The sequence below is a fragment of the Winogradskyella jejuensis genome (genome assembly GCF_900129745.1).
Lineage (GTDB): Bacteria > Bacteroidota > Bacteroidia > Flavobacteriales > Flavobacteriaceae > Winogradskyella > Winogradskyella jejuensis.
This window is the reverse complement of record NZ_FQWS01000002.1, coordinates 1,217,009-1,227,797: the sequence shown is the minus strand read 5'-3', so window position 1 is coordinate 1,227,797 and position 10,789 is coordinate 1,217,009. Positions and strand designations below refer to the sequence as shown.

Below are 10,789 nucleotides of genomic sequence, written 5' to 3'. Positions count from 1 at the left end.
ATTCAGTCAGCTTTTCTACTTCATTAATGAATTCCGTGTAATCTTTCCAGTATTTTTCGTCTTTTGCGGTATCCATTTTTCAGCTTGCGTACAACTAGTTTATATGGATGATTGAATATTCTATAATGTGACAAATTGGAGGGATAACGATGATTATTCGTCAAATTTCTCATCTATATATTATTCAAAATCCAATTTTAAATATAGCTACTTTTTAGAGATTATCGAAAGGATTTTTAATTTCTGATAAACTAGTCGACGAAACATGGGTGTATATCATTGTAGTTTTAGGACTATTATGTCCCAAAAGCTCTTGTATATATCTTAAATCAGTGCCACTTTCGAGTAAATGTGTTGCAAAACTATGCCTAAGTGTATGTAAAGTAGCATATTTCTTTATGCCTGCTTTCTGAATTGCATTTTTTAAAACTTGTCTTGCGCTTACCTGTGTGTATGCTTCACCAGACCGACCCTCAAACAGAAAGGTATTAGGTTTGTAATGATTAATGTAAGATTCTAAAAGCGGAACGAAGCTAGGTGCTAAGAGCGTATAACGGTCTTTACGTCCTTTAGCCGCTTTGATATGTATTAGATGTCGTTCTGTATCAATATCTTTTACTTTAAGATTTAGAGCTTCGCCTATTCTTAAACCTCCTGAATAGACCAAGCTAAGTAGCGTTCGATGTTTAAGATTTGTTGTTGCTTCCAAAATTGATTTTACCTCTGGTTTACTTAATACCGTAGGCAGTTTTTTATCTTTTTTAGGTCGTCTGATTTCAAAATCTTCAATGGTAATTCCCTTAAAGTTTAAATAGTGTTTAATACCACTTATGCATTGGTTTTGGTAGGATACCGACTTATTAGTTTTAAAAATAAAGTCGTAGTTAAACTGTTCTATAGTTCTTTCAGAAATAGAATTAATATTCTTTAGATTAAGATACCTTAAAAACAATCCAGTCACCTCAACATAAGTGTGTACAGTATTCTCGCTAAATCGTTTTTGTTGCAACCATTTACCATATTTAATGAGTGTTTTATTCTGAATATCAGTAACAGGAGGTAACTTGTAATTGTCTAAAAAGTTATTGCTTGTTTTTTTAGTAGAAGACTTTGTTGATGTAGTTTTAAACGCAGAATAGTCTACGTACCAATTTTTATCTCTAAAATAGTTAAAGAGCTCATTTATAACAGTGTCATAGTATTTAATATAGAAAGTGTTATTTTTCTTACCTTGTTTAATACCATAGAACCGCTTGATATAGTCTTTTACTTCAGATGAATTATTGAAATGGATAACAACATAGTCCGTATTGTTATGCGTTACAGGTTCTAATGTTATGGTTGTTTTATTTTTCATATCATTTTTGTCAAAAATATAAATTGAAAAAACGATAGTAGTACTATATTCGATTATTTTACGTATAATATACTGTTAATAATGGAATTTATGCGATTAATAAAAAATTGTCTTTACTGTAATAAGAAGTTAATAGGTAGAACAGATAAAAAGTATTGTGACCCTCAATGCAAAAGTTCTCACCAATACCAAAGAGAAAAACAAAAACCAAAGCGCTTCTATAATAAGGTAGATAATCAATTACGCTTAAACCGAAAGTTATTGAAAGAATATAATAGAGCAGGGAAGGCGACAGTGCGAAGTGGTATTCTAATAAAAGAAGGCTTTAATCCGAAATTTTTCACACACTATTGGAAAAATAAAAAAGAAGATGTTTACTTTTTTGTTTATGAATACGGTTTTTTAAAACGAAAAGAAAACGGAATTGAAAAATACGTACTTATACAGTGGCAGGATTATATGAACTAAAAATAATAATTGTAGACAATTCATTGCGAATTTTATTGTAACAGGTTTGTTTTCCTGCTATTGCCAACAATAAAGATATTCAATACAGTTAGATAGCTATTACGACAAAATCAATAATGATAATTTCAACATCTTCTTTTGTTGCTGCCTTTCTGTTTTCAGTAGTAAGTACAGTTTTTTATAGTTGCGGCAATATTTCTTGATGCGGTATTAACGACCTCAGGCAAAGACCTTATTTTTATATTGGTTTAGCAACAACAACAGCAATAAAACAATTGTTGTTGTTGTTGTTGTTGAACGTTTAGTTTCTAAATAAAAATGAAGTTGAAAAATAAAAGTATAATAATCATTGAAGGCTTAAATATTAGCTACTAATTAAGCAGCAGCAATAATAGTTTTTATTGTTGCTGCAATATTTTAATGATTAGGGGAAATTAATAAACAACAATAATAATGCTTCATTGTTCAACATTAAATACCGTTTGCAATAAATAGGCATCAGCAGCAACATCTGTCAACAACACCCTCTTCTCAGTAGTTTTATTGTTGTTGATTTTAAGATTAGATATTTTGTCTTGATATACATTTAACTTAGAAGCAGGTTCTGCTTCTATTTTATTTCTGTTTTTTAGAATTGTATTGAACGAAGCAATCAGTTCTGATTGATGTTCTTTTAGAGCTCTCTTTTGAATTTCAAGAGTAGATTGAATGACATTAGAATAGCCATTAACATGATGCTTTGAATTGCTTGATAACCATTCACTAGACCAAAGCCAAGCTTTAACTTCTTCGAAATAGTTATTCATTAAGAAATCAAAAGACTTTTCATCGAGCTTTGATTGCAACTCTAGTAATTGAAAAATATTAGACTTTAATAGTTTATGCTTTTCCATGATGGCATAATCATCTATTCCCTCTTTATAGTTTGAAGCCTTATTGTCTTTATTTAGAAAGAAGAGTTGTTTTATAAATCCAATGTCTTCGAGTTGTTGTTTAGTGTCTTTAGATTTGCCTTCTACTAAATCATCAGGTAAGAAGAAGAGGATAGGTAACCTAATACTATCAATCAATGCTTGCATATCTTTATTTAAACTCATAGTAACTCTGAATAATCTTGTGGTAATTCTGCATCAATATCTCTAAGGTATTTTTCTAAAGCAGACATGGTAGCATGACCTGTAATTTGCATGAGCTTACTTTTAGCTGCGTAAGGTGAACTGTCTTTAGCTAATGCTCTATATAACTTGGTTATAAACGTATGTCTAAAGCTATATAGACCATAGTTGTCATTAAACCCAAATTCATCCTTAACAACCTTTTTAAAACGGCTAGTAAAATACCCTCTTCTATTAACCTCAGTAGCGTCCCATTGTTTTCCAAATCCGTTTGGTGTAAATAAAAGCGCATTTGGGTCTAGCCTTGATAAGTCTGGAAGTTCTGACAGCAATATCTCTGGAATAATCTTCGTTTTAAATGCTTTATTCTTTGCTTGAAACTGAACTATATTTTGTTCTAGGTTTAAGTCTTTAACCTTTAGCCTACACACTTCTATTGGGCGTAAAAGATTATAAGAAATAAACTTTATAAACAACAACAATACTTTATCGTTGTTTTCAAGATATTTAAATATTATTTCTTGCTCTTTGGCTGTATAGGTTTTATTCTTTCGAGGTTTAGCTTGTAATGGCTTTATTCGTTTAATGAAGTTTACAGAAATCAGTTCGTTATCTTCTAAACTTTGAAATATACTTCCTAGACAGGTACGGTAATTATTCCTGTTTCTTGCTGATGTACTTTGCAAAACTGAATTTAAAAAAGCAATAACATGTTTCTTTTCTAATTGATTAATGGTTTTAACATCGGGATAATTTGTATCTAAGTATTCAATCAGTTTATTACATCTGCTCTTATAGTCTGAAAGGGTAGATGCACCGACCAAATTCTTTTTAATATTCAATGCAAAATTAAAAGCTTCTGAAACTGTTCTTTCTTTTTCAAATTCGTTTTGAGCTACATTCTCAGAGGATAAACTAGATGCACCATTGGCAACAGCAATATTGCTTTTTGTTGTTGTTGCTTGCTGATTAGCTTTTCTTTTTTCGTAAAGCTCTTGATTATCAGCATAAGGGTTAAAGCCTTCATGAAGTAACTTAGAGAGACGCTTCTTATAAATATTTAAAATATAATAACGCTCTGTTTTTGTTTTATAACGATTTGTCTTTCCATAAATATTCTTACACCGTTCCTTTTTACCAGTCTTTGGATTTACATAAGAGAAATAGATATACCAACGTTTGGTTAAATCACCATTGGCATCGTAAATCTTAGGTTCTGAAAATAGACTTTTGTGTTCTGTTTCGTGTTCCAAATCGTGTTCTTTTTGGACATCTAAAGTAATTAAATCATAAATAGTTTGCATAAAAAAACGGTTTAGAGTGAACTAAACCGTTGACGTTTCTAGGAAACTAACTTTGTAGCGAGACCGAGATTTGAACTCGGGACCTCCGGGTTATGAATCCGACGCTCTAACCAACTGAGCTATCTCGCCGTTTGCGGGTGCAAATATATAAACAAATTCTACTTCAACAAACATATTGTTTCTAAAAAATATTTTCTCTATTATGTTTTAAACTAAACTAATATTATATATATTGAGCAAATAATAAATTGTTTTTATGGACGACAAAATAAAGTACGAGTTAGAATTTCCTATCCATGCGTCACCTTCATTATTATTTCAGTACATATCTACACCATCCGGTCTATCTGAATGGTATGCAGATAATGTAAATAGTAGAGGAGAGCTGTTTACTTTCATTTGGGATGGAAGTGAAGAGCAAGCCAAACTACTAGTAAAGAAAAGTGGTGAACGTGTAAAGTTTAGATGGTTAGAGGATGAAGAAGAAGGAAGTTCTTGCTATTTTGAAATAAGAATTCAAGTAGATGAGATTACTAAAGATGTATCTCTTATGGTTACAGATTTTGCCGAAGAAGATGAAATAGATGAGTCTAAAATGCTTTGGGAGAATATGATTGGAAGTTTAAAACAAGTTTTAGGTTCTGCTTAATAATATTGTAGATACAACACTTATCTTTGTCCCGATTTTAATCGGGATTTTTTTATGGTAAATTTTAATGGTGATTTGTTAGAAACTTCTGAAGCAAAACTCAATCTAGAAAATAGAGGTTATAAATATGGAGACGCTCTTTTTGAGACGCTTAGAGTTGTAAATGGCAAAATATTTTTTCTTGAAGACCACTACTTTAGGTTAATGTCTTCAATGCGAATTCTTCGTATGGATATCCCGATGAATTTTACTATGGAGTTCTTTGAAGAAGAAATTCTTAAGACTATTAAAGCTAACCCTTCTTTTAATAATTCTGCACGTATACGATTAAATGTAGATAGAGGAGATGGTGGAAAATATCTTCCGGATGATAATTCAAAACCTTCTTTTAATATTGTTGCAGAGCCACTCCAGAATCTTTTTTATCAAGTTAATCCGTTTGAAGATTATCGTGTGGATTTGTATAAAGATTTTTATGTGTCTCCAGGTTTACTTTCTGGACTTAAATCCAATAACAAGGTAATTCAAGTTATAGGTAGCATATATGCAAAAGAAAACAACCTTTCTAATTGTTTGGTTTTAAATACAGATAAATCAATTATTGAAGGTTTAAACGGAAATCTTTTTTTGGTAAAAGGCGAGAGTATTAAAACACCACCTTTGGAAGATGGTTGTTTAAAAGGCGTGATGCGTAAGCAAATTTTGAGTTTACTTCATAATAATCCTAATTATGATATTGAAGAAGCTTCAATTTCACCTTTTGAATTGCAAAAAGCAGATGAGTTATTCATAACAAATACTATAGTTGGAATTCAATCTATTGGAAGTTATCGTAAAAAGAAATATGCTAATACAGTCGCTGTAGATATCTTAAATAAGCTTAATGCTAGATTAAGACTTGGTAGTTAGTTATAACTCGGGTTTTCTGGAGCATTAGACCAAATAGAATATTCGCCTCCCATCTCTAACATCTTTTCTTTCCAGAATTCGTTACAGCATTTGGAGATTATTTTATTCTCATAAGTATTTTTGGTTACAAGCCAAGCGTGAGAGTCTAGTTCATCACTTAATTGTTTTTCTGCCCAACCAGAATAGCCAAGGAAAAATTTAATGTCTTCGCAATTAATTTTTTTAGAGTTGATTAGTTCTAAAACAGTCTCAAAATCACCGCCCCAAAAAATACCTTGAGATATTTCTATACTATTAGGAATTAATTCAGGTGATTTGTGTATAAAATAGAGATTGTCTTGCTCTACTGGGCCACCATTGTAAATTGGGAAGTCGGACTCAGTGCCCTCTACTAAATCTTTAAGATTATATTCCAATTTTTTATTAAGAATAAACCCTACTGAGCCTAGGTCATTGTGATCCGCAAGAAGCACTACCGCTCTATTGAAGGATAAATCTCCGATAATAGAAGGTTCAGCGATAAGAAGGCTTCCTTTTTCTGGTTTTTTCACAGTTGGTGTAGGATTTTTCTAAAAGAAAGATAATAATATTTTTTTGATACACAATCATTTACGCTCGCAAATTTGTGTATAAAAAAAGCCTGCTAAATAGCAGGCTTCAATATTGTAAACAAAAATAGCTTAGTTTACAGCATCGCTTAAGTCAGAACCTGCCTTAAACTTTACTACATTTTTAGCTTTGATTTTTATTGTTTTTCCAGTTTGTGGATTTCTTCCGTCTCTTGCAGCTCTTCTAGTAACTGACCAAGAACCAAAACCTACTAAAGATACGCGGTTACCTTTTTGTAAAGATCCTTCGATATCAATTAATAATCCGTCTAATGCTTTCTTAGCTGCAGCTTTAGTGATACCTGCATTTTCAGCCATGCTGTTGATTAAATCTGTTTTGTTCATAAAATGTTAAATTTAAATTATTAAATGTTTTGCTTTCAACATAAATGTTAAAATCAGTAACAAATTTATACGTATAAACGTGCTATGCAAGTAAAACCCTAGTAAATACGCGGTTTTGTTAATAACTTAGCGCATTTGTTAATAAAGGTATGCATTTCATCGATGTTTTCTCGAATCCTACTAGGGATAGGGGTTTAGAGCATTTTTGCGTTTTTTTCAAATTCGTAACCATTTAATAATGCTTTTGCATCCATTTTTCGCTTGTTTGGAAGCTGTAATTCTTCAATATTAATGAATCCATTTTTGCAGGCTACTTTTATTTTATTATCCGTAATTATTATAGCTCCATTTTCATAATCATGTAATTCTTCAATTTTTGAAACATCATATAGTTTTACGGACAGATTTTTATCACCACCATTATTTAGATAGCACCATGCTGTCGGAAAAGGATTTAAACCACGTATCTTATTATATATAGTATCTAAATTCTGTTCCCAATTTATTTTGCAATTATCTCTATTGAGCTTATAAGCTGTTTTTAAGTCTTTGGTTTCTGATTGAATTTTGGTTTCAACCGTATTTGTTTCTATGTGCTCAATTGTTTTTACCACCAAGTCACTTCCTAAGTGCATTAGTTTATCATGAAGCTGCCCTACAGTTTCATCAGCTCCAATATCAGTTTCTTGTTTTAGTATAATTGCACCAGTATCTATTTTCTCGTCAATAAAGAAGGTGGTAGCTCCTGTTTTTTCTTCACCATTAATAATAGCCCAATGTATAGGAGCCGCACCGCGATAGTTGGGTAGAAGTGATGCATGAAGATTAAATGTACCGTATTCTGGCATTTGCCAAACGACTTTTGGTAACATTCTAAATGCTACTACAATTTGAAGATTAGCGTTTAAAGATTCTAGTTCTTCGATAAACTCTTCAGACTTTAAGTTTGTGGGTTGCAGAATTTTTAACCCTTGCTCTAAAGCAAATTCTTTGACTGCGGAAGATTTTAATTTTCTACCACGGCCAGCAGGTCTGTCTGGAGCAGTAATAACACCTACAACCTTATAATTATGTTCTAGAATAGTTTTTAAGGTTTCCACCGCAAAATCTGGTGTGCCCATAAAGACTATTCGTATATCGCGTTTTTTTGTCATTTTAGTAAATATGTATTTCTATCAGTAATCTTGATGGTTTCTTGCTCTAAAAGTAGAGCTATGCTTTTTAATAATTCAGTTTGTTCGCATTGCAAAGCACTTAAGAGTTCTCTAGATGAGTGTTCTTTTGTTTTTAGCAATTCTATAATTTCTTTTTGAATTTCAGAATCTAATCTTTTTGAATTATTAGGGCTGTTAGCTAAGCATACTGAGCACTTTCCACAATTCTTGGCAGAAGATTCATCAAAATAGTTTAGCAATTGTATTTGCTTACATAAACCATCATTATTAGTATAATTAATAACTGAAGTGATTTGCTGACGTTTTAAGTTATTCTGTTGCTCTATAATAGGAATTATTGGATTAATTGTTTTTTCGTCCTCTCTGGGTTTTATAAATGTAATTTCAGAGTCTGTATTTGCTATTTTAAGGTCAATGATACTGTGAGTTTCTAAATCTTTTAAAATGGCGAGTAACTGATTTATAGTTGTCTCTGCCTTAGAAGCTACGAGCTCTAAATTTATTTTTGTTGGGTAATCTAAAATACCTCCGTAAGTTCTAAGTAAGGCTTTAATAGCCTTATTCTGATGCTTGTTGTTTTCTAAATAATGAAAAATGGCAGCATTATTTACTTTGAATTGTACGGTTGTTTTATAATTGAATTGTTGATTGAGTGAAATAATACTATTGTTATCTAATACTTTTAGAGCGTTGAAGGTCAAAGATGCTTTAAGTTGATAGATGTTGCAAAATGTTTTAAAGTTGAGTTGATATAATACATTTTGTCCTTCACCATATGATATCTGAAAATAGTTGCACAACTTCTTGTACACATATTTAATGGCATCTACTGAAGGAAGTGCACTTAAAAATTGAGATTTAAGTTTTTCTTCATCGATATTTTTTTTCAAAATAATGGCTACGGCATCTTGTCCGTTACGACCAGCTCGACCAGCTTCTTGATAATAGCTTTCAAGACTTTCTGGTAAATTATAATGAATAATAGTTTTTACATCAGCTTTATCAATTCCCATACCAAATGCTGTAGTGGCAACCATTATGTGTTTTTGATTGTTAGTCCAAAGTTGTAAGCGTTCTGTTTTTTCAGAAGTGGTAAGTCCTCCATGATAGAAGGTGGCATTAAACCCTTTAGAAATAAGAAAATCGCTCACACTTATGGTCGCTTTTCTACTACGAACATATATTATTGAAGCGCCTTGATTTTGTTGAAGTGTATGGACTAAGTGATAGTTTTTGTCTTCGGTATTAATAACACGATAGCTAATATTGTCTCTTTTAAAAGAGGCTTTAAATACCTTAGCATCTATAAAATCTAAAGAATCTATGATATCATCAATAACTTTGGATTTTGCAGTAGCCGTAAGCGCAATACAATTTACTGTAGGCTGAAGCTCTCTCAAAGTCACTATTGCACTATAAGCTGGCCTAAAATCATTTCCCCATTGGCTGATACAATGTGCTTCATCAACAGCGATAAGGTTCACATTCATTTGCTGTATACGTTCCTGAACTAATGTTTGTTGCAAACGTTCTGGCGATAAGTACAGAAACTTATAATTGCCATAGATACAATTGTCTAGCATAGTATCTAGGTCTTTATAAGATACCCCTGAAGAAATAGCCATGGCCTTTATGCCTTTTTGCTTCAGTGTATTCACTTGATCTTGCATTAAGGCCACAAGCGGTGAAATAACAACGCAAATTCCGGGTTTAATTAATGCAGGTATTTGAAAACAAACAGATTTTCCGCCACCAGTTGGAAGTAAAGCAAAGGTGTCATTATTTAGGAGTACAGACGTTATAATCTCTTCCTGAAGAGGTCTGAAAGCAGTATGATTCCAATAACGTTCTAATACTTCTATAGGGTGCATATTACAAATCTAAAGTCTGTAATATAAAGTTAACTCTTTCTTCAACAGTCCCAAAGGGAACTTCTAATAAATCGTAACCAAATCTAGTATAGGTTTTAGATAAATGCTCATGGATGATTTGAGATTCCTCAAAACTTTCATAACGTTCACTGTCTGGAGTAAAAATAGATTCCCACGGCGGCAGTATAAAAATACTATCATAAGTGTGATTTTTGCAAGATTCAACAAAATATTCGGGGTATTCATCACCTATAAAATCCATATACGCCAATACATCTGGAATACCTCTATCTAAAAATACGACTTCAGCGGTTTCATTAGAAGCCTTATTGTATTGCTCAGTTCTGCCTTCGAGAAGTTTCTGGCTAAATAAAAGAGGTTCAGTTAAAAATAACTGTTCAATTCCATCTTCACGCGCCTGAAGCGTCAATTGTCTAGAAATTTCTTCGTAGCACAAGTAGTCTTTTTCTAGTAAGGCATTAATGATTGAGGTTTTTCCTGTCCCAGGTCCGCCAGTTATTGCTATTTTCTTAGGATTCAAATCTAATATGAGTTTGGCACAAAATTCGTAATTAAAAATTAAATAAAAACTATAAACTTAAGTGTATCTTTGCATTTCAAATTTTGACTATGAATTCATCAGAAAAATCAGAAGCATTCTATAAAAAATTAAAAACTCAGCTGCAAGACACAGCACTCTGGCCATCAGAGTATTTGTACAAATTTATTGTGCCAACTAATGGAGGTCAAATCAAAAAACTAGATAATTTATTTAATAATTTAGGTGCAGTAATTACGACCAAAGAATCCAAAAATGGCAAGTACACAAGTGTTTCTGTTAATGTTAAGATGAAGAACCCTGATGCCGTAATTGCCAAGTACAAAGAAGTGGCCGAAAAAATAGAGAATGTAATTTCTTTATAATGTTGGTGTAGCTATCTAAATTTTTGTACTTTGCGACAGAACCAGTAACTACAGGTTCGCGATA

12 protein-coding genes and 1 tRNA gene are annotated in these 10,789 nt (G+C 31.9%); 4 read left to right on the top strand and 9 right to left on the bottom strand.

Annotated features, from left to right (window positions below; all coding sequences use genetic code 11):
* Window positions 1-214: 214 nt before the first annotated feature.
* Window positions 215-1,357, bottom strand: coding sequence for a tyrosine-type recombinase/integrase (locus tag BUB95_RS13465; protein WP_073087332.1), 1,143 nt, complete (start codon window positions 1,355-1,357; stop codon window positions 215-217).
* Between the two features lie 90 nt (window positions 1,358-1,447).
* Here BUB95_RS13465 and BUB95_RS13460 point away from each other — a divergent pair, with 90 nt between their 5' ends.
* Window positions 1,448-1,825, top strand: a complete 378-nt coding sequence (locus tag BUB95_RS13460; protein ID WP_073087462.1) for a hypothetical protein — start codon at window positions 1,448-1,450, stop codon at window positions 1,823-1,825.
* Between the two features lie 458 nt (window positions 1,826-2,283).
* On the opposite strand, the gene BUB95_RS13455 is transcribed toward BUB95_RS13460, so the two are convergent.
* The 3 genes from BUB95_RS13455 to BUB95_RS13445 all read right to left on the bottom strand — a co-directional run bounded on the left by BUB95_RS13455 (window position 2,284) and on the right by BUB95_RS13445 (window position 4,373).
* The gene (locus tag BUB95_RS13455) at window positions 2,284-2,922 is read right to left on the bottom strand and encodes a hypothetical protein (protein WP_073087330.1); all 639 of its coding nucleotides are present in this window, start codon (window positions 2,920-2,922) and stop codon (window positions 2,284-2,286) included.
* Window positions 2,919-4,244: a tyrosine-type recombinase/integrase gene (locus BUB95_RS13450; RefSeq protein WP_073087328.1), complete on the bottom strand. Its 1,326-nt coding sequence runs from the start codon at window positions 4,242-4,244 to the stop codon at window positions 2,919-2,921. Before BUB95_RS13450 ends, BUB95_RS13455 begins: the two co-directional genes overlap by 4 nt.
* 55 nt (window positions 4,245-4,299) lie before the next feature.
* A tRNA-Met gene (locus tag BUB95_RS13445) sits at window positions 4,300-4,373 on the bottom strand.
* 127 nt (window positions 4,374-4,500) lie between these two features.
* Here BUB95_RS13445 and BUB95_RS13440 point away from each other — a divergent pair.
* Both BUB95_RS13440 and BUB95_RS13435 read left to right on the top strand, forming a co-directional pair.
* Window positions 4,501-4,893 (top strand): START-like domain-containing protein, encoded by a 393-nt coding sequence (locus tag BUB95_RS13440; RefSeq protein WP_073087326.1) that lies wholly within the window; start codon window positions 4,501-4,503, stop codon window positions 4,891-4,893.
* Between the two features lie 54 nt (window positions 4,894-4,947).
* Complete coding sequence (locus tag BUB95_RS13435; protein ID WP_073087324.1) at window positions 4,948-5,802, top strand: aminotransferase class IV; 855 nt, start codon at window positions 4,948-4,950, stop codon at window positions 5,800-5,802.
* Here BUB95_RS13435 and BUB95_RS13430 read toward each other — a convergent pair.
* From BUB95_RS13430 to BUB95_RS13410, 5 genes are all read right to left on the bottom strand, one after another.
* Window positions 5,799-6,353, bottom strand: a complete 555-nt coding sequence (locus BUB95_RS13430; protein WP_073087322.1) for a YqgE/AlgH family protein — start codon at window positions 6,351-6,353, stop codon at window positions 5,799-5,801. The two genes, BUB95_RS13435 and BUB95_RS13430, sit on opposite strands and share 4 nt — an antisense overlap.
* 129 nt (window positions 6,354-6,482) lie before the next feature.
* Entirely contained in the window at window positions 6,483-6,755 is a 273-nt protein-coding gene (locus BUB95_RS13425; RefSeq protein ID WP_073087320.1) for an HU family DNA-binding protein, read from the bottom strand.
* Between the two features lie 194 nt (window positions 6,756-6,949).
* A complete protein-coding gene (fmt, locus tag BUB95_RS13420) occupies window positions 6,950-7,909 on the bottom strand; it encodes a methionyl-tRNA formyltransferase (RefSeq protein WP_073087318.1) in 960 nt (319 codons plus the stop codon).
* Window positions 7,906-9,801 carry a RecQ family ATP-dependent DNA helicase gene (locus BUB95_RS13415; protein WP_073087316.1) on the bottom strand — a complete coding sequence of 632 codons (1,896 nt, stop codon included), beginning with the start codon at window positions 9,799-9,801 and terminating at the stop codon, window positions 7,906-7,908. Before BUB95_RS13415 ends, fmt begins: the two co-directional genes overlap by 4 nt.
* Before the next feature lies 1 nt (window position 9,802).
* Window positions 9,803-10,342 (bottom strand): AAA family ATPase, encoded by a 540-nt coding sequence (locus tag BUB95_RS13410; protein ID WP_073087314.1) that lies wholly within the window; start codon window positions 10,340-10,342, stop codon window positions 9,803-9,805.
* Between the two features lie 89 nt (window positions 10,343-10,431).
* On the opposite strand from BUB95_RS13410, the gene BUB95_RS13405 reads away from it, so the two are divergent.
* Entirely contained in the window at window positions 10,432-10,725 is a 294-nt protein-coding gene (locus BUB95_RS13405) for a DUF493 family protein (RefSeq protein WP_073087304.1), read from the top strand.
* Window positions 10,726-10,789: the final 64 nt, after the last annotated feature.

Excerpts from the sequence above, each read along its gene's own strand:
- BUB95_RS13465 (WP_073087332.1), bottom strand. The coding sequence starts at position 1,357 with ATGAAAAATAAAACAACCATAACATTAGAACCTGTAACGCATAACAAT.
- BUB95_RS13460 (WP_073087462.1), top strand. The coding sequence starts at position 1,448 with ATGCGATTAATAAAAAATTGTCTTTACTGTAATAAGAAGTTAATAGGT.
- BUB95_RS13455 (WP_073087330.1), bottom strand. The coding sequence starts at position 2,922 with ATGAGTTTAAATAAAGATATGCAAGCATTGATTGATAGTATTAGGTTA.
- BUB95_RS13450 (WP_073087328.1), bottom strand. The coding sequence starts at position 4,244 with ATGCAAACTATTTATGATTTAATTACTTTAGATGTCCAAAAAGAACAC.
- BUB95_RS13440 (WP_073087326.1), top strand. The coding sequence starts at position 4,501 with ATGGACGACAAAATAAAGTACGAGTTAGAATTTCCTATCCATGCGTCA.
- BUB95_RS13435 (WP_073087324.1), top strand. The coding sequence starts at position 4,948 with ATGGTAAATTTTAATGGTGATTTGTTAGAAACTTCTGAAGCAAAACTC.
- BUB95_RS13425 (WP_073087320.1), bottom strand. The coding sequence starts at position 6,755 with ATGAACAAAACAGATTTAATCAACAGCATGGCTGAAAATGCAGGTATC.
- fmt (WP_073087318.1), bottom strand. The coding sequence starts at position 7,909 with ATGACAAAAAAACGCGATATACGAATAGTCTTTATGGGCACACCAGAT.
- BUB95_RS13415 (WP_073087316.1), bottom strand. The coding sequence starts at position 9,801 with ATGCACCCTATAGAAGTATTAGAACGTTATTGGAATCATACTGCTTTC.
- BUB95_RS13405 (WP_073087304.1), top strand. The coding sequence starts at position 10,432 with ATGAATTCATCAGAAAAATCAGAAGCATTCTATAAAAAATTAAAAACT.